The sequence below is a fragment of the Legionella sp. JM-2024 genome, from assembly GCF_055389095.1.
This window is the reverse complement of record NZ_AP039388.1, coordinates 2,656,332-2,675,029: the sequence shown is the minus strand read 5'-3', so window position 1 is coordinate 2,675,029 and position 18,698 is coordinate 2,656,332. Positions and strand designations below refer to the sequence as shown.

Below are 18,698 nucleotides of genomic sequence, written 5' to 3'. Positions count from 1 at the left end.
AACGTAACCGTTCAAGATATATACACTGAACGGTTACAGAGAAACTTATCGGCACATTATCAATGTGCCCTGGCTATTTCTACTTTTCATCCTGCTCTTTTATTAATATAGGTTCTCTTTTTTTGTTACCTTCATGTTTTGCAGAAGCTGAACGGCCACTTTGTTGACCACTCTGATTTTGCTGACCAGAACCTGATTTTTTTCGTTGTTGATTTGTGGCAGTAGAACCAGCAGGCACACCGCTTGATGAAGGGCGTTGATGACCTCCTCCTGAACGACGTCTACGATTTGAGCTGCTGCCTTGGCCTTGAGAACGTCTGTCACCGCCTGAGCTTTTGGCGGGGTGTTTAGCCTGGCCTTGAGCACGATTATGATACTTTTTACTTTGCTCTTGGGTTGTAGTATGAGAAGCAGCAGAATGACTACCAAATAAACTGGTCCATAATCGTTTGATGAAGCTGGTTTGTGGGTGCTTGATGGTTCTATGTTCTGCAAATGATTTAACGGCAGGCTCATCATGCGATGCGGGCTCTTGCTCACCACTAGGGACATTTAGTTCAGGCTGTTGAATCAGAGTATAACTGGGCTTTTTAGATTTCCCTACGTTATCTTCCTTCAGGCGGGTAATAGTATATTGCGGGGGGTGTAAATAGGGATTTGCAATGACGACTACACTGACACCATGCCTTTTTTCAATATCTCGAATAAAATTACGCTTTTCATTCATAATGAATGTAGCCATTTCAGTTGGTAATTGCACTTGAATTTCAGCTGTTTTTTCTTTTAGAGCTTCTTCTTCTATTAGCCGGGTAATGGATAAACTATGTGACTGTATACTGCGAACAGTTCCTCTCCCTTCACAGCGAGGACAAATTTCCTGAGCTGTTTCCCCCAATGATAATCTGAGACGTTGGCGTGACATCTCAAGAAGACCAAAACGTGAAATACGTCCTACTTGAATTCTTGCTCTATCTGCTTGCAGGGCTTCTTTAAGTCGATTTTCAACCTCTCTTTGATTTTTGCTTGAACTCATATCAATAAAATCGATAACTACTAAGCCACCTAAATCACGTAGACGAAGCTGGCGTGCGATTTCATCTGCTGCTTCCAGATTAGTATTTAAAGCAGTGGCCTCAATATCGGCACCGCCTGTGGCCTTAGCAGAGTTAATATCTATTGAAACCAGAGCTTCTGTTCTATCTATAACCAGAGCTCCTCCCGAAGGAAGCATGACTTGGCGTTGATAAGCGGTTTCAATTTGGCTTTCGATCTGATAGAAATTAAAAAGAGGAATGCTGCTGTTATAAAGCTTGAGATTGGGTAAGAACTCCGGTTTTACACGTTCAATATATTGTTTTGCTTTAATATAAGAGATTTGATCATCAATAATGATTTCACTGATCGATTTTCGCAAATTATCACGAATGGACCGAATAATAACATCGCCTTCTTGATGAATCAAACACGGTGCAAGTTCTGTATTATAAGCTTGTTTGATTGATTGCCATTGATTGCAAAGCATACTTAAGTCATCTTGCAATTCTTCCAGGCTCTTGCCAACACCAGCAGTACGGATAATAAGACCCATATCTTCCGGTAGGTTCAAGGCATTTAATGTTTCACGTAATTCATCACGTTCTTCACCTTCTATGCGTCTTGATATTCCTCCAGAATGAGGGTTATTGGGCATTAAAACCAAGTAACATCCTGCCAAGGTAATAAAAGTGGTAAGTGCTGCTCCTTTATTACCTCTTTCTTCCTTATCAACCTGGATAAGTAATTCTTGGCCTTCGCGGATAAGACTGGTAATTGGCGGTTTCTCATCGCCAAACTCTTCTGGTTTTTTACTCAAATATTCAGGTGCTATTTCTTTAAGTGGCAAAAAGCCTTGGCGTTTGGAGCCATACTCAACAAAAACGGCATCAAGACTTGGCTCTCTTCTTGTAACAATTGCTTTGTAAATATTACCTTTTTTCTTTACTTCTCCAGGACATTCTATATCCAGATCAAATAACTGATTGTCTTTAATTAGCGCAACACGAACTTCTTCTGTTTGCATTGCATTGATCAACATTTTTTCCATGTGTAACCCCATATTTAGGGCGCAAGCATTTATGTCGAGATAGTGTAAGGCACTGTGTAGCGTTACAGTCATTTCCACAGGTTTTACGCCATGACATTAATTTTCTCAGTTCCATAACTTGCATGTATCTTTACATGCTGGATATGGGGGCAGGAAAATCAATATCTTGGTCTCTATTCTGCAGAAATGATAACGACCTATTCCCTAATTGCCTAATTCTGTGTTTGAAAAACCATGCTATTAAACTAGTAGGGAGTTGATCTTTAAGCGGACCCATGACCTTGTGGACAGACCATACGCATGTTACCTGGATAATTAAAGGTGCACACTGTGTAATGTACCGTTTACAGATTAAGTGGGATGAAAAAAGAAGGCCTTTTATCAGGCGTGCAAAAGCCCGGAAATAATTCGTAATTGGTATAAAGCATGTCTGGCATGCGTAGGTATCTGTCGAAATAATTATCAATTTTACTCTGGTATTGGGTCGCTTCCTTATATCTTCGACTTAAACGGAAGCGCATTTTATTTTTTCTACTAGGCATCTACTCATGCTTATCATCATGAAAAAACAGACTTGATTATTCAACTTGTGGTTCAAGTTTTTATTTAATTCAAGCTGTTTGTAATTGCCTGAGCAGTTGCTTCTTTAGTTTGATTTGCTATCAAATTCACCAAATTTATGCTAATCTGTTAATTTTTCATTCTTGTTAATGACAAAAATTAAAGAGAGTGCATGTATTTTAGTGAATTCATACAAATCTTTTATCGATTATGAATCGACTATTAAACTATTTCTCTATTTATACGTTATAATTCGGTCGTACAGGATTCTCCCGTACGATATCTAATCATACCAAAAAAATCACGCTCAGAAAACAGGTTTATTAACAATGGGTGAAGTAAGTTATAAAGAAATTGGCTCTGAAGAAAATGGGCAACGTTTAGATAATTATTTAATTCGTGTTTTAAAGGGTGTTCCTAAAAGTCACATTTACAGAATTATTCGCGGTGGTGAAGTACGAATCAATAAAAAAAGAGCACAACCGAGTAGCCGTTTGCAAACTGGGGATAGTGTAAGAATTCCCCCAATCAGAATCACTGATTCTAAAGAAGTGTTTGTAAGCGATGGTTTGGCAAAACGCTTGAAGGATAGTATCATTTTTGAAGATTCGTCATTGTTGGTAATTAATAAACCAGCAGGCATTGCTGTACATGGTGGCAGTGGATTAAGCCTTGGAGTTATTGAAGCATTAAGAAAAACAAGGCACGATTTACCTTATTTGGAATTAGTGCATCGATTGGACAGAGAGACTTCCGGTTGTCTTTTATTAGCTAAAAAAAGAAGTGCATTAAGGGCCATTCATGCTTTATTAGAAGCACGCGAAGTTAAAAAAACCTACTGGGCTTTATTAACTCATCGTTGGGAAGGCAAGAGGATAATCACAATTACTGCTCCCTTGGAGAAGAATATATTGAAATCCGGGGAAAGACTTGTCTCTGTTCATCAAGAGGGTAAGGCTTCCGAGACTGATTTTAAATTGTTGGAAAATTATCACCAGGCTTGTTGGGTTGAGGCTACTCCTAAAACAGGGCGTACCCATCAAATTCGTGTTCATAGTGCTTATTTTGGTCATGTAATTGTTGGTGATGAGAAATACGGAGCTAAGGTAGGTGAAGTGGAAGGTATAGATAATTATCAGAGTCGTCTTTATTTGCATGCCCGGTCTATTCAATTTCATTTGAATGGAATAAAACAGATGTTTCAAGCAGATGTAGATGATGGATTTGGTAACACACTAAAACAGCTGCGTGCAAGGAGCTTATTGAGTAATGAGTAATTCGTATCAATTAGTAATTTTTGATTGGGAAGGCACAATTGCTGATACATTGGGAGTTATTTTACATACAGTTGCCACTGAAGCGAAAACCTTGGGCTTTGGTGAAATCGACCCTTATCAAGCTAGAAAATATGTCGATCTGGGTTTGGTTCAAGCAGTGAAAAAGACATTGCCTAATCTAACCGCCAGGCAACAGGATCAGTTATTGCAAGCCGTACAGTCTGCAATGATTTCACGGCCAACAGAAGTACGCTTGATACCTGGAGTATTGGAGTTTATTCAGCAACTTCACCAAGCAAAGGTTGATCTGGCGATCGCTACAAATAAAGGCCATAACTCTTTAATACGTGCTCTTCAGGCAACAGGGCTTGATCAATTGTTTAAGGTAACACGTTCTGCTGGGCAAGTACCCGCAAAACCATGTCCTCAGATGCTCGAGGAAATTATAGAGGAATTTGGAGGAGCGCCTTCATCCACTTTGATGATAGGAGATTCAGCGACTGATATGGAAATGGCAAAAAGAATTCATGTTAACTCTATAGGCATGGATTTTTACCATCAGCAAGAAGCGGCTCTTAAGGCAGCAGGTGCTTTGGCCGTATTTGATGATTATAAGCTTTTGGCAGATTATTTGGGATTGCCAAAAGTATAAAAAGGGGAGCATTAAGCAGTGAGTACGTTAACCAGTTTGCCGAATATATTAACCTTGATGCGGATTTCAATTATTCCTGTATTCATTATGGTATTTTATTTTCCCTTTAAATGGGCACATCCAACTGCAGCAATTCTTTTTGCAATTGCGAGTATTACGGACTGGTTAGATGGTTATCTGGCACGTAAACTTGAAATGATGTCTCATTTTGGTGCTTTTCTTGATCCTGTCGCTGATAAATTATTAGTATCCACCAGTTTGCTCCTTTTGGTTGGGGCAAAAGATATTGATTATATTACGATTCCTGCCATCGTAATTGTTGGACGAGAAATTGTGATTTCAGCTTTACGTGAATGGATGGCTGAAGTAGGGAGCCGTGCCAGTGTTGCTGTTGGGTATATAGGTAAAGTGAAAACCAGTTTACAAATGATTGCTTTAGTCTTATTACTTGCATTTCAGCCAGTGGTTTCTTGGTGGGGCAGTATCGGGTTTGTTCTTCTTTATGTGTCAGCAATTTTAACGATTTGGTCTATGGTCATTTATTTGGCTATTGCTTGGCCAGAGTTAATGAAAAAAAGTTAACTTTGCTGTTGACAGGGTATTTATTTTCGGTAGAATCTCATCCCGTAGAGACGCGGGAATAGCTCAGTTGGTAGAGCATAACCTTGCCAAGGTTAGGGTCGCGAGTTCGAGTCTCGTTTCCCGCTCCAAATTTAAGCGACATCGAAGTCGCTTTTTTTTTAGAGCAATAAGAGTAGTATACATTTGAGGCTGTGTGGCAGAGTGGTCATGCAGCGGCCTGCAAAGCCGTGTACGCCGGTTCGATTCCGGCCTCAGCCTCCATTAATAAATAGTTAATGCCCAGGTGGCGAAACAGGTAGACGCAAGGGACTTAAAATCCCTCGGAGGCAACTCCATGCCGGTTCGATTCCGGCCCTGGGCACCAAAATCGCAGAACTACCTAAATCGGATAATTTACAAGTCTTTCTCAATTCTGGCGCATGTTCTCAAGAACATAACAACCTTACATCTTCCATAATCGGCAGTTTTCTGAATCCATAAGCCCTTTGTCGCGGTGGGACTATGAATTTCAATATTTATTGCTTTATTAGGCTTTAGGCACTGGGAGCTGCTTTATTAATTGCTTCTTCTATTTCGTCCAATTTTTTGGCTGAGTCTGTTTTATGTACAAAGAAGAAGGACTTGTTGTTGGCCAGGTTAATGCCACCTTTAATTAATAAGCCAACCCCAGCAGTTAAAATTCCCAAGGCCAGATTTGTTAAAAATTCGGACCATCCTCTATGCTTATCAAGCTCTTTTCGTGCTGTTTTGATGTGCCCTTCACAATGGTCTTTAAACAGTTTATAACTATCTTCAGTGGGATTTTTAAAATAAGTTTTTCCTTCATTGCTCAGTTTTTTACGTAAAATGGTCGCTGCAGTTACGGCTGCATCTAATCTCTTATATTCATTAAAATCGTCATTTTCTTCCGCTTGATTTTTACGAGTTTCCAAGTCTTCTATTTTTTTACTTAGTGAATTAAGCTTAACTTCAAATTTGATTTCGGCTTGTGATTTTTTAAGAGTTGATTGTTTTGAAATGGGTGTGTTATTTGGAGCTTCATGCTCAATTATAGGTTCTTCCAATATAGGTTTGACTTCTATAACAGGTTTGACAAGTGGTGGAGGCGCAGTGAGACGATTAATTATACGTTGTTCGTACTCAGATAATTTTGGTTTATGAGAGGGATCTGCTTTAATCCATTGTTCATAAATGAGATTTTTATCCACTTCAACAAACTCATAATGATCAATAACATCTTGTGCATATTTGGTTAACTGCTCACCAAGTAATTGAACTGCGAGAGCTTTGGGAACATTAGTAATATTAAACAGGTATTTTTCAATCAAAATTGCAGAGTTATACAATTCAGCGAACTCAGCTTGCAATTCTTTCTTTTCAGCAATTGCTTGCGCACTTAACTGAACATGTTTTTTTAATAAGTCAAAACCGATTGGGTTAGTATTGGTGTCTTCTCCCAAAAACAATAGGAAGGAATTAAGTTGAGTATCGTCGTTGTTTTGGAAATTAATACTTCCTTCACCTTTATTAGTTCTTTCCCAATGTCCTCCTGCTTGTGCACCCTCAAGTCCCCCTTGGTGATAGATTTGAACTGTACCAATGGGATTAGTCGCAGGAAGAGTTTGATTTGGAGCGTTCTGAGGGAAATATTGCAAGCTGAAACCAAGATGTTGAGCGACGTAGGTGTATAATTCATCAGGAGATAAACTTTCATAACGACCGGTAGCAGGGTTGATTTGCGTGTATTTATTGAGAAAAGCTTCTTGTGATAACCCACTTTCTTCAACAAGAAAAGGGAACAATTCTGTAGTGGGCATTTTATCCCGCATAAAAGAACGCAATACTGGTCCTAATATGATTTGAGTATCAAAGGCATTATAGGATTCAAGGAGATCAGCGAATTGTTTCCAAGTGAACGCATGAGCATCAAAGCCATAAAATTCGGCAAATTTGTTCTTTAGAAGAGCATAATCATCATTATGATGATTATCATAATGTTCAATATCCCTGAATTTGATGATTTCTTCTTTTAATTCAGGGACAAGTGCATGTAATGGGCAATTATTTAATACCGCTGATAATTTTGGAAAAGGCATGATATAACTCTCCTTTGTTTATTAATAATATTATAGCTTTCTTAAGTTAAGGAATTATTATGATTTTAATAAAGGAGACTGGTGTCGGCTATGAGAACGACACCACTGAGGGGTATTTGGTTGCAGTTTATTTTCACCTTATTTTAGGCACTGGGAGCTGCTTTATTAATTGCTTCTTCTATTTCGTCCAATTTTTTGGCTGAGTCTGTTTTATGTACAAAGAAGAAGGACTTGTTGTTGGCCAGGTTAATGCCACCTTTAATTAATAAGCCAACCCCAGCAGTTAAAATTCCCAAGGCCAGATTTGTTAAAAATTCGGACCATCCTCTATGCTTATCAAGCTCTTTTCGTGCTGTTTTGATGTGCCCTTCACAATGGTCTTTAAACAGTTTATAACTATCTTCAGTGGGATTTTTAAAATAAGTTTTTCCTTCATTGCTCAGTTTTTTATGTAAAACGGTCGCTGCAGTTACGGCCGCCTCTAGTCTCTTATATCCACTAACATCTCCATTTTCTTCTGCTTGCTTTTTACGAGTTTCCAAGCCTTCTATTTTCTTGGTTAGTAATTTAAGCTGAGTTTCAAATTTGCGTTCCGCTTGAGATTTTTCACGAATTGGGTCTTTTGGAGCAGAGATTTTATCTTTGAGAAGTTCTTGCTCTTTTTGGCGTTCCACTTCTTTAAGACGCTCTTGCTCTTTTCGATTTTCCACTTCTTTAAGACGTTCTTGCTCTTTTTGGCGTTCCACTTCTTTAAGGCGCTCTTGCTCTTTTTGGCGTTCCACTTCTTTAAGACGTTCTTGCTCTTTTTGGCGTTCCACTTCTTTAAGACGCTCTTGCTCTTTTCGACGTTCCACTTCTTTAAGGCGCTCTTGCTCTTTTCGACGTTCTATTTCTTTAAGGCGCTCTTGTTCCTTTTGACGCTCCACTTCTTTAAGACGCTCTTGCTCTTTTTGGCGTTCCACTTCTTTAAGGCGCTCTTGCTCTTTTTGGCGTTCCACTTCTTTAAGGCGCTCTTGCTCTTTTCGACGTTCTATTTCTTTAAGGCGCTCTTGTTCCTTTTGACGCTCCACTTCTTTAAGACGCTCTTGCTCTTTTTGGCGTTCCACTTCTTTGGGGCGTTCTTGCACCTTTGGGTGCCCTACTTCTTTGAGGCGTTCTTGCTCTTTTTGACGCTCCACTTCTTTAAGACGCTCTTGCTCTTTTTGGCGTTCCACTTCTTTAAGGCGTTCTTGCTCTTTTTGGCGTTCCACTTCTTTGAGGCGCTCTTGTTCTTTTTGACGTTCCACTTCTTTGAGGCGCTCTTGTTCTTTTTGACGTTCCACTTCTTTGAGACGTTCTTGTTCTTTTTGACGCTCCACTTCTTTGAGACGCTCTTGTTCTTTTAGGCGTTGTTCAGCTAATTGTTTGTTTATTTGGTTTATATATTCACGCATCTCTCTATCTTTTTCTTGTTGTTTCAATCTCTCTAGACGCTCTTGCTCCCGGAGTTCCTCTTCTTTTACCAAGTCTTTTTCTTTTATAGGTTCTTCCAATATAGGTTTGACTTCTATAACAGGTTTGACAAGTGGTGGAGGCGCAGTGAGACGATTAATTATACGTTGTTCGTACTCAGATAGTTTTGGTTTATGAGAGGGATCTGCTTTAATCCATTGTTCATAAATGAGATTTTTATCCACTTCAACAAACTCATAATGATCAATAACATCTTGTGCATATTTGGTTAACTGCTCACCAAGTAATTGAACTGCGAGAGCTTTGGGAACATTAGTAATATTAAACAGGTATTTTTCAATCAAAATTGCAGAGTTATACAATTCAGCGAACTCAGCTTGCAATTCTTTCTTTTCAGCAATTGCTTGCGCACTTAACTGAACATGTTTTTTTAATAAGTCAAAACCGATTGGGTTAGTATTGGTGTCTTCTCCCAAAAACAATAGGAAGGAATTAAGTTGAGTATCGTCGTTGTTTTGGAAATTAATACTTCCTTCACCTTTATTAGTTCTTTCCCAATGTCCTCCTGCTTGTGCGCCCTCAAGCCCCCCTTGGTGATAGATTTGAACTGTACCAATGGGATTAGTCGCAGGAAGAGTTTGATTTGGAGCGTTCTGAGGGAAATATTGCAAGCTGAAACCAAGATGTTGAGCGACGTAGGTGTATAATTCATCAGGAGATAAACTTTCATAACGACCGGTAGCAGGGTTGATTTGCGTGTATTTATTGAGAAAAGATTCTTGTGATAACCCACTTTCTTCAACAAGAAAAGGGAACAATTCTGCAGTGGGCATTTTATCCCGCATAAAAGAACGCAATACTGATCCTAATATGATTTGAGTATCAAAGGCATTATAGGATTCAAGGAGATCAGCGAATTGTTTCCAAGTGAACGCATGAGCATCAAAGCCATAAAATTCGGCAAATTTGTTCTTTAGAAGAGCATAGTCATCATTATGATGATTATCATAATGTTCAATATCCCTGAATTTGATGATTTCTTCTTTTAATTCAGGAGTAAGTGCATGTAATGGGCAATTATTTAATACCGCTGACAATTTTGGAAAAGGCATAAGAACTCCATAAAATTTATTATTATTATAGGTTAATTAACTTAAGGAATTCTTAACAAATAGGCAATAATTTGACTAATATGTCTGATTAATATCGTATAGAACCTCAACTAAATATCCACAGATTCTGTGGATAACTGTGTGGGTTGTCTGATGATGAATGTTTAATAACTCATGTTGCGCAGCTTCGTCTTTTTTGCATCTTTGGAAGCATTTTGGAATTTCAAATGCTCATTTACTCAATGTAAACCGCGCTTTAAAATTCCAAAATGCTTCCAAATCCGCTAAAAAATACTGTGCTGCGTAACGTGAGTTAATAAGTGCATGAAAAACTTTTTGTGTTAATTTTGGTGTTTTCTACAAGTGCTGTACAATACTAACTTTAATCGACCGAAATAAGATTATGTATAAACCATTAGCTCTCTTTATCGGATTGCGTTATACGCGTTCACGTAAGAAAAATCACTTTGTTTCTTTTATTTCCTTAAGCTCCATGTTAGGTATAGGGATGGGAGTGATGGTATTGATTACTGTTCTATCCGTTATGAATGGATTTGATCTGGAAATTCATCGTCGATTTTTTGGTATGGCACCTGAAATTACTATTACAGGCCCAGATGAACGATTAAGTGATTGGCAAGATCTGGTTAAAAAAATTGAAACTCAGCCAGAGATAAAAGCGATTGCACCTTATGTTGGAAGCCAAGGGTTATTGACTCATGAAGGTCAAGTTTTGCCAATAGTTTTAACAGGGATCCTGCCAGAAAAAGAACAAACGGTGACCCATCTTAATAATAAATTACTGGCAGGTAATATGAGTGATCTCAAACATTTTGGGATTATTCTGGGAAAAGGTCTTGCAGACAGTCTTGGAGTGATGGTAGGGGATAAAGTGACTATTATGATTCCACAGGCTACTGTGACTCCTGCTGGAATGATTCCTCGTTTTAAACGGTTTACTGTTGTGGGAGTTTTTTCTGCAGGAACAGGATTTAATTTCGATACAAAGTTGGCATTTATTAATATGGAAGACGCTCAAAAATTGATGCAGTTAGATAATGATGTCACTGGTATTAAAATGAAAATTAATAACGTATATAGGGCACCTGAATTGTCTTATAAACTATCCAATCTTTTAGGAGAAGGGTATCAGGTAGGAAATTGGACGCAGCAGTTTGGAGCATTTTTTGAAGCAGTTAAAATGGAAAAAACCATGATGTTCATGATTTTATTGCTTATTATTGCAGTTGCAGCGTTTAATTTGGTCTCTTCCTTAGTAATGGTAGTCAATGATAAACAAGCAGAAATTGCTATTTTAAGAACTATTGGAGCTACTCCATCCACCATTTTGTGGGTTTTTATTGTGCAAGGAATGATGGTAGGTCTTGTTGGAACAGTCTTGGGGCTGTTAGGCGGTTTGGTATTGGCAAATAATGCGACCGAAATAGTTAATGCTTTGCAGTCCTTTTTCCACGTGAAAGTATTGTCTTCGAGTGTTTATTTTGTAGATTATTTACCTTCCAGGATTATGTTTCGCGATCTATGGCAGGTTTGTACAATGGCATTATTAATGAGTTTTGCAGCAACCATTTATCCTGCTTGGCGAGCCTCAAAAACAGTCATCGCGGAGGCTTTACATTATGAGTGATATTATTTTGGCCAGTCAAAAATTGTACAAGTCATACCATGATGGTACTTCCAAAGTGGAGGTATTAAAGGGAATTGATTTGTCTATAAGCAAAGGTGATAGAGTGGCTATCATTGGGCCATCAGGTTCGGGAAAAAGTACTCTTTTGCATCTGTTGGGTGGCCTGGATAAACCAAGCAGTGGCTCCATTGTGCTTGGAGATATTAATTGGCAAAAAATCAATGAGAAACAGCGTTGTCAATTACGCAATCAACAGCTCGGGTTTGTTTATCAATTTCATCATTTATTACCAGAATTCACTGCTCTGGAAAATGTGATGATGCCATTATTGCTTGCCGGTATGTCAGTAAAAAGTGCTCAAATAAAAGCCAATAATATGTTGGAACAGGTTGGTCTGCAACAAAGGCTGGAGCATAAGCCCGCACAGTTATCCGGAGGAGAGCGACAAAGGGTCGCGATAGCAAGAGCTTTAGTGCATCAACCTCATTGTGTATTGGCTGACGAGCCTACTGGAAATTTGGATGAAGCAACAGCTAGCAAGGTATTTGATTTGATGTTGGAACTGAATAAAAAAATGAATACCGCGTTGGTCATAGTGACTCATGATCAACAAATCGCAGAACGTATGGATAAAATCCTGGTTTTGCATGAAGGAACTTTGATTACAAAAGAATAAATTAAGATAAGGAGTAGTAACGATGTATACAAAAAAAGAGAAAGCAGTTAAAGAAGGATCTATAAGTAAAGAAGAGAAGGAAGGAGTATATTCATCATCCGTACCTAATAGCAGCACATTTCTAATGTTACATAAAAGAGGACGTTCTTTGTCTTGTCCTCCAGTGGTTAATAATGAAACAAAATCCTCTTCTCAACCAAGTCACAGAGGATTTGTACCTAGCGTTACTTTTAATCAAGAAACTTATGATATGATAGATGCAGGTAGAGTGCTTGGTAATCCAGATGCTTTACCACCGCAAATAATGGCACCAGGAAATAAACCAAAGTTACCAAAAGAGATTATCCAACCTCAACAACAAGATGATGAGGCTGAGAGCTACTCTTCGTGTCTAACACATAATTAATAATCAGCATGGCCTGGTGTGCGTGGAAAAGGTATAACGTCTCGCACATTGGCCACACCTGTCACATAACTGATTAAACGTTCAAAACCAAGGCCAAATCCGGCATGAGGAACAGTGCCGTAGCGACGTAAATCTCTATACCATTGATAATGCTCTTTATTCAGGTTGCATTCATCCATGCGTCTGTCCAGTACTTCCAGGCGCTCTTCACGTTGACTACCCCCAATGATTTCCCCAATACCTGGTGCCAACACATCCATAGCTGCTACAGTTTTCCCATCATTATTAAGGCGCATATAAAAGCCTTTAATTTCCTGAGGATAATCCGTCAGAATAACAGGCTTTTTACAAAGCACTTCGGCCAGGTAACGCTCATGTTCTGATTGTAAATCCAGACCCCAGCTGACTGGAAATTCAAACTTTTGATCACTGGCCTCAAGCGCTTTTATTGCATCCGTATAAGTCATGATTTCAAATTCAGACTCGGCAACATGTTCCATGCGTTCTATGCATCCTGGTGCAACAAATTGATTGAAAAAGTCCATATCATCGGCACGCTCTTCGAGAACGGTTTTACACAGATAACGCAACATACTTTGGCTAAGTTTGCAAATGTCTTGCAGGTTCGCGAAAGCAATTTCAGGTTCAATCATCCAGAATTCAGCGAGATGACGACTGGTATTCGAGTTTTCAGCGCGGAATGTTGGCCCAAAGGTGTATACTTTGGACATGGCCATACAGTAGGCTTCGACATTTAATTGACCAGAGACGGTTAGAAATGTTTCTCTCCCAAAAAAATCTTTACTGAAATCAATTTGTCCCTGTTCATTTTTAGGGATGTTTAATAAGTCAAGGGTAGAAACTCGAAACATTTCTCCCGCTCCTTCACAATCACTTGCAGTAATGATGGGTGTATGAACCCAAAAAAAGCCTTGTTCATGATAAAAACGATGAATGGCTTGTGCCAAACAATGGCGTACTCTGGTGATTGCACTGATAGTGTTCGTTCTTGGGCGCAGATGAGCTACTTCTCTTAAAAATTCGAGAGTATGCCGTTTCGCTTGAATTGGATAAGTATCTGGATTTTCGACCCAACCCACTACTTCGATGTGTTCAGCCTGAATTTCAAAAAATTGTCCTTTGCCTTGGGACGCTACTAATTTTCCAGTAGCTATCATAGAGCAGCCAGCGTTTAGTTTTATTACTTCTTGTTGGTAGTTGGTCAGTTGATCAGTAGCTACAATTTGTATGGGTGAAAAGCAAGAACCATCATGCAGACTAATGAATGATAAGCCAGCCTTTGAATCTCGTCGAGTTTTCACCCAGCCTCTTACTGTAACGGTTTCATCAATACTGATTTCACCATCAAGACATTGTTTTATAGTAAAGACTTCTGTCATTATATACTCCAAAATCGAAAGCGATTTATTCAGAACTCAGGAAATCTTCCAATTCTTTTGGAAATGATTTTACTTCCAGTTTGCAGTTTTTCCTGAGTCCTGGGTTAAAATGTGATGATACACTAAATAAAATCCGTGGGGGAACACCATGTTACAAAGAGTTTTGCTGGCATCATTATGTTTTTGTTCTTTTTTAGCTAGTGCTAGTGATACTGTACTAAAATTGTATAGGCCTTTTGGTGAGGTGTTCGACCAGGCACCACCTATAGTTAAAAAAAAATTGTCTGGTCAATGTTATGAACAATCCCGGATAATTATACGCGAAGACGCATGGCGTTGTCAGGCAGAAGGTCAATTATTTGATCCTTGTTTTGTGAAAGCAGGTGGTAAAAAATTGGAAGTTGTTTGTCCTCAATCACCATGGGTTGGAGACAGCGTACAAATTAATGTAACGGTTCCTTTAGATAACGAGAATCATAAAACTCTTGATATGTCTCGCGCTTTTCCCTGGGCAATTGAACTGGTTAACGGGGAGTATTGTTTGGCTATCAATTCAAATGAACAGTATGATTCTATGCCAGTGCGCTATCGTTGTAATAATCAAAATGTCTTAATTGGTCATTTGCAGCGTTGTAAAACCGTTTGGTCCATGTTGGAGAAAACTCCACAAGGAGTGAAAACAGTCGAATTACATAGGGCATGGTTTTAAGTTGTTTTTAAGATATTGATAGGTTTATTGTATTATCGGGTTTCTCTATCTCTATCCTCTTCCTCACGGTCGCGGCTTGATGTATCCCCACGAACTTGTACAATTTTAAATGACTCTGTTATTCCCGTACATTCTGTCATCCCTGCGAAGGCAGGGATCCATCCATCAAAATAGTTCATAACCCAAATTAATCCACTGAGGATTGTTTGACTCAATTAAGTTAATTTTCCATTGTCTTTTCCATCTTTTTTATTTGCTTTTCTCTAGTTAATGACGCTTAGGATGTACATTGCAAGATGGATCCCTGCCTTCGCAGGGATGACAGAGTCATTACTAAAAATGTACATTTTTGTGGGGATCTTTCAGGTCGCTGCTCGGATTATGGAAATAAAATCGAGCCGTGAGGAAGCGGGTTTTTCACATAGATAAATCAACAGTCCCTAGTTTGTTTCTGGTGCTGCATTACGAAAAGCGGGTATTGTTGAACAATACTCATTGATTTCGTTGATTATAGGATAATTAGCCATATCAAAATGGAATCGTTTGGCATTGTAAACCTGAGGAATCAGGCAAACATCAGCCAGGGTAATTTCACTCCCAAAGCAGATTGGTTTGTTGCGTTCCAAACGTGTCAGTTGCTCTTCGAAGGCATCAAATCCTGCTTTTAACCAATGGTGATACCAGTCCAGTACTTGTTCTTCATTCGCTTTAAATTGTTCTTTTAAGCGGTTTAACACTCTTAAATTATTGAGAGGGTGCATATCGCAGGCTACAATGAAAGCCATGGATTTTAGAGTAGCTTTGATAAATGGATCTTTTGGAAATAATGGTATTTCCGGGTAGGTTTCTTCCAAATAATCAATTATTGCTAATGACTGGCTCAGGGTATGACCATTAATGTCCAAACTGGGAACCAGTTCTTGCGGGTTAACCTGGTGGTATTGAGGACTGTGTTGTTCACCTCCATTATTAACCAGATGCACTTCAATGGTTTCATAAGCAATTTTTTTTAAGTTAAGCGCTATTCGCACTCTGTAACAGGCTGTAGAGCGGAAATAATCATAAAGTATCATACGGAATCCTTGTCGTATTGTTCAACAATTTGATCTATCGCGCCAAACAGTGAGTTTCCTTGATTATCGAGCATCTCGATACGAATTCGGTCTCCAAATTTCATAAATGTTGTTTTCGCTTGTCCACATTCTATGATTTCCAACATCCGTTTTTCAGCGATGCAAGAAGAACCTTTACTGCGGTCGAGGTTAGATACTGTTCCAGAACCTATGATAGTTCCTGCATTTAACTGTCTGGTTTTAGCGGCATGTTGTATGAGTTCCGGAAAAGAAAAAGTCATATCAACTCCCGCATTGGGTTGACCAAATAATTGGCCATTCAAATGGCTAAATAATGGCAATTTAACTCGTGCGCCATCCCAGTATGAACCCAGTTCATCCGGAGTTATCGCCACAGGGGAGAAACTGCTTGCAGGTTTGGATTGGAAAAAGCCAAAGCCTTTTGCCAACTCATCCGGTATAAGATTACGCAGAGAGACGTCATTGACTAGCATTAGAAGTTTAATATGATGAGCAGCATTGGTATGATCAATCCCCATAGGAACGTCATCTGTAATGATGGCCACTTCAGACTCAAAGTCAATTCCATACGCCTCCGAACTTACCGGGATAGGATCCCGAGGTCCAAGAAAGGCATCAGAACCACCTTGATACATCAGTGGATTGGTCCAAAAATCAGCAGGCATTTCGGCACCTCTGGCTTTACGAACCAGCTCTACATGGTTTACATAAGCGCTGCCGTCAGCCCATTGATAAGCACGAGGTAATGGTGAAGCACATTGTTCAGGGTCAAAAGCAAGGGCATCTTTAACTAGGTTGTCATTTAATTGTTGATAAACCAGTTGTAACTTGGGTTCAATCGCATCCCAATTATCCAGTGCAAATTGCAGTGTGGGGGCGATGTGAGGAACACGCACAGCAGCAGTCAACGATCTGTTGACTAAGCATAATTCACCATCGCGAGAATTAGTTGATTTTAAAGTAGCGAGTTTCATAAAGATCTCCTGGCTTAATCCTAAAAAACAGCAATGCCACATTAGTCTTCTCCGGAAACTTTATTCGGGTGACGAATTGCTTCGGCGATGCGGTGCTCGAATCATTATGTACTGGTGGTGTGTACATTCCAATCTTGCGCATCGTTCACTCACCGCAGCGAGTTTCTGAAGAAGTCTATTTATTACTGTTTTTTTAGGTCAATTCTTTTAAAGTACCTCGTCGGACTTGATCTCTTTCAATTGCTTCAAATAACGCTTGGAAATTTCCCTCACCAAATCCCTGATTGCCTTTACGTTGAATAATTTCAAAAAATACCGGTCCGAATATATTTTCTGTGAAAATTTGTAGTAACAATCCATCTTTAGGATCAATTTCACCATCGATTAAAATCTTTTCAGCATTGAGTTGATTAAGAGGCTCCTGATGCCATGGGAGACGGTCTTGGACCATTTCGTAATAAGTATCTGGCACATCCAGGAACTTTACACCTTGTTTTCTTAAACCATTGACTGTTTTATATATGTCACTAGTATTTAAAGCGATGTGTTGGATTCCTTCACCACGATACTCATGAAGAAATTCTTCAATTTGCGATAAATCATCTTTGGATTCATTTAAAGGGATTTTTATCTTGCCACAGGGGCTACCTAATGCTCTACTGACCAAACCAGTCATTTTTCCTTTGATATTGAAAAAACGAATTTCCTGGAAATTGAAGATGGAGGCATAAAAACTAGCCCATTTGTCCATATTACCGCGATAGACATTATGTGTGAGATGATCTATTGCAGTCAGTCCATTCCCGAAAACAGGCTCTGCTGAGAGCATATCCCAATCTTGAGCGAAGGGTTGATGTTCTTCATCGACAAAATAGATAACACTTCCGCCAATAGCTTGAATGGCCGGCAGGTTATGATTGGCATGAGGGACGTCCTGAAAAGCAGTAGCGCCATGGCTAATAGCATATTGGAATGCTGCTTTGGCATCTAGTACTTTGAAACCCATAGCACAAGCTCCAGGTCCATGAGTCGATGCATGTACTTCCGCCTGGCAATTGGGGGATGCATTCACTATAAACTGTATTTCTCCCTGTTTGAAAAGAGTAATATCCTGAGTCTTATGCTGAGCTACAGCCTGAAACCCCATTTCAGAAAATTGTTGATGTAATTTGTTCTTATCCGGGCCTGAAAATTCCAAAAAGGCAAAGCCATCTAATCCGCAGGGGTTATTATTTTGCATTATCAGATTCTCCTTGTACTTATTTACATAGATAGCAATGCAGTTTATCGCATGCCAGGATTTTAGAGTTAAACGGGTTGAACCAGAAACAGCCCATCTGCTATAGCTAACAAGCTTACAAATACTCTGGAATCATTTTTAATTAATTCATTCAATTTTTTAATTTCTCTGGTTTGTCCACTTATATCATTGGGATCAATTACTTGACCATCCCAGAAAATATTATCTATAGCAATCAGTCCTTGTGGTGTAACCAATTTTAAAGCCAGTTCATAGTAATTCAGATAATTGGTTTTGTCAGCATCAATAAAAATGAAGTCAAATTGATGTTCCCATCCTTCATTGAGCAATGAATTTAAAGTGTCAAGAGCAGGCCCAAGACGTAATTTAATTTTATGGTCTTGCTTTGCTTGACGCCAGAAAGGATGGGCATGTTTGGTCCATTCTTCGTTAATATCACAGGTTATCAGTTGCCCATCATCCGGCAAAGCAAGAGACATGGCTAACGCACTATAACCTGTAAAAGTTCCGAGCTCCAATACATTTTTTGCCCGAGTCAATCGTAGAAGTAATTGCATAAATTGAGCCTGTTCAGGCGCAACCTGCATATTAGCTAATTCCATAGTGGATGTTTCTTTACGCAATCCTGCCAAAGCAGGGTGTTCTCGTAAAGAAACATCCAACATGTATTCATATAACTCGGGAGTAAGGGATAAATGTTTCATATATAGTACCT

The 18,698-nt window shown here is 39.1% G+C and carries 16 protein-coding genes and 3 tRNA genes; 10 read left to right on the top strand and 9 right to left on the bottom strand.

Translation table 11 applies throughout. The annotated features are described in order from the left end of the window. Positions 1 to 79: 79 nt before the first annotated feature. Positions 80 to 2,083, bottom strand: coding sequence for an Rne/Rng family ribonuclease (locus ACZ5EK_RS11660; protein ID WP_464429751.1), 2,004 nt, complete (start codon positions 2,081 to 2,083; stop codon positions 80 to 82). Between the two features lie 890 nt (positions 2,084 to 2,973). On the opposite strand from ACZ5EK_RS11660, the gene ACZ5EK_RS11655 reads away from it, so the two are divergent. The 6 genes from ACZ5EK_RS11655 (at position 2,974) to ACZ5EK_RS11630 (ending at position 5,519) form a co-directional block, all read left to right on the top strand. Beyond that, a complete protein-coding gene (locus ACZ5EK_RS11655) occupies positions 2,974 to 3,921 on the top strand; it encodes an RluA family pseudouridine synthase (protein ID WP_464429748.1) in 948 nt (315 codons plus the stop codon). Beyond that, a complete protein-coding gene (locus ACZ5EK_RS11650; RefSeq protein WP_464429745.1) occupies positions 3,914 to 4,573 on the top strand; it encodes an HAD family hydrolase in 660 nt (219 codons plus the stop codon). The genes ACZ5EK_RS11655 and ACZ5EK_RS11650 overlap by 8 nt, the downstream gene beginning before the upstream one ends. An 18-nt stretch (positions 4,574 to 4,591) precedes the next feature. Next, positions 4,592 to 5,155 (top strand): CDP-diacylglycerol--glycerol-3-phosphate 3-phosphatidyltransferase, encoded by a 564-nt coding sequence (pgsA, locus tag ACZ5EK_RS11645; RefSeq protein WP_464424694.1) that lies wholly within the window; start codon positions 4,592 to 4,594, stop codon positions 5,153 to 5,155. 52 nt (positions 5,156 to 5,207) lie between these two features. After that, a tRNA-Gly gene (locus tag ACZ5EK_RS11640) sits at positions 5,208 to 5,283 on the top strand. A 59-nt stretch (positions 5,284 to 5,342) separates the two neighbouring features. Further along, positions 5,343 to 5,416, top strand: a tRNA-Cys gene (locus ACZ5EK_RS11635). A 16-nt stretch (positions 5,417 to 5,432) separates the two neighbouring features. Beyond that, positions 5,433 to 5,519 (top strand) — tRNA-Leu (locus tag ACZ5EK_RS11630). Between the two features lie 169 nt (positions 5,520 to 5,688). Here the strand turns inward: ACZ5EK_RS11630 and ACZ5EK_RS11625 are convergent. Beyond that, positions 5,689 to 7,251 (bottom strand): hypothetical protein, encoded by a 1,563-nt coding sequence (locus ACZ5EK_RS11625; protein ID WP_464429743.1) that lies wholly within the window; start codon positions 7,249 to 7,251, stop codon positions 5,689 to 5,691. A 143-nt stretch (positions 7,252 to 7,394) separates the two neighbouring features. Next, positions 7,395 to 9,815 carry a hypothetical protein gene (locus tag ACZ5EK_RS11620; RefSeq protein ID WP_464429742.1) on the bottom strand — a complete coding sequence of 807 codons (2,421 nt, stop codon included), beginning with the start codon at positions 9,813 to 9,815 and terminating at the stop codon, positions 7,395 to 7,397. Positions 9,816 to 10,218: 403 nt separating this feature from the next. Here ACZ5EK_RS11620 and ACZ5EK_RS11615 point away from each other — a divergent pair, with 403 nt between their 5' ends. The 3 genes from ACZ5EK_RS11615 to ACZ5EK_RS11605 are packed head-to-tail and all read left to right on the top strand — an operon-like array spanning position 10,219 to position 12,545. Then, positions 10,219 to 11,463 carry a lipoprotein-releasing ABC transporter permease subunit gene (locus tag ACZ5EK_RS11615; protein WP_464429740.1) on the top strand — a complete coding sequence of 415 codons (1,245 nt, stop codon included), beginning with the start codon at positions 10,219 to 10,221 and terminating at the stop codon, positions 11,461 to 11,463. Beyond that, positions 11,456 to 12,139, top strand: coding sequence for a lipoprotein-releasing ABC transporter ATP-binding protein LolD (gene lolD, locus ACZ5EK_RS11610; protein WP_464429739.1), 684 nt, complete (start codon positions 11,456 to 11,458; stop codon positions 12,137 to 12,139). Before ACZ5EK_RS11615 ends, lolD begins: the two co-directional genes overlap by 8 nt. 22 nt (positions 12,140 to 12,161) lie before the next feature. After that, a complete protein-coding gene (locus tag ACZ5EK_RS11605; protein ID WP_464429737.1) occupies positions 12,162 to 12,545 on the top strand; it encodes a hypothetical protein in 384 nt (127 codons plus the stop codon). On the opposite strand, the gene asnS is transcribed toward ACZ5EK_RS11605, so the two are convergent. Then, positions 12,542 to 13,945, bottom strand: coding sequence for an asparagine--tRNA ligase (asnS, locus tag ACZ5EK_RS11600; protein WP_464429735.1), 1,404 nt, complete (start codon positions 13,943 to 13,945; stop codon positions 12,542 to 12,544). The genes ACZ5EK_RS11605 and asnS overlap by 4 nt on opposite strands. A 148-nt stretch (positions 13,946 to 14,093) precedes the next feature. On the opposite strand from asnS, the gene ACZ5EK_RS11595 reads away from it, so the two are divergent. Beyond that, on the top strand, positions 14,094 to 14,654 hold the full coding sequence (locus tag ACZ5EK_RS11595; protein WP_464429733.1) for a hypothetical protein: 561 nt from the start codon (positions 14,094 to 14,096) through the stop codon (positions 14,652 to 14,654). Positions 14,655 to 14,686: 32 nt separating this feature from the next. Here ACZ5EK_RS11595 and ACZ5EK_RS11590 read toward each other — a convergent pair whose 3' ends face one another. From ACZ5EK_RS11590 to ACZ5EK_RS11570, 5 genes are all read right to left on the bottom strand, one after another. Further along, positions 14,687 to 14,833: a hypothetical protein gene (locus ACZ5EK_RS11590; protein WP_464429732.1), complete on the bottom strand. Its 147-nt coding sequence runs from the start codon at positions 14,831 to 14,833 to the stop codon at positions 14,687 to 14,689. Between the two features lie 261 nt (positions 14,834 to 15,094). Next, positions 15,095 to 15,727, bottom strand: coding sequence for a maleylacetoacetate isomerase (gene maiA / locus ACZ5EK_RS11585; protein ID WP_464429730.1), 633 nt, complete (start codon positions 15,725 to 15,727; stop codon positions 15,095 to 15,097). Then, positions 15,724 to 16,722, bottom strand: a complete 999-nt coding sequence (locus ACZ5EK_RS11580; RefSeq protein WP_464429728.1) for a fumarylacetoacetate hydrolase family protein — start codon at positions 16,720 to 16,722, stop codon at positions 15,724 to 15,726. The genes maiA and ACZ5EK_RS11580 overlap by 4 nt, the downstream gene beginning before the upstream one ends. Before the next feature lie 193 nt (positions 16,723 to 16,915). Then, positions 16,916 to 17,962 carry a 4-hydroxyphenylpyruvate dioxygenase gene (gene hppD / locus ACZ5EK_RS11575; RefSeq protein WP_464429727.1) on the bottom strand — a complete coding sequence of 349 codons (1,047 nt, stop codon included), beginning with the start codon at positions 17,960 to 17,962 and terminating at the stop codon, positions 16,916 to 16,918. A gap of 68 nt (positions 17,963 to 18,030) precedes the next feature. Continuing rightward, on the bottom strand, positions 18,031 to 18,687 hold the full coding sequence (locus ACZ5EK_RS11570; protein ID WP_464429726.1) for a class I SAM-dependent methyltransferase: 657 nt from the start codon (positions 18,685 to 18,687) through the stop codon (positions 18,031 to 18,033). Between the last annotated feature and the right edge of the window lie 11 nt (positions 18,688 to 18,698).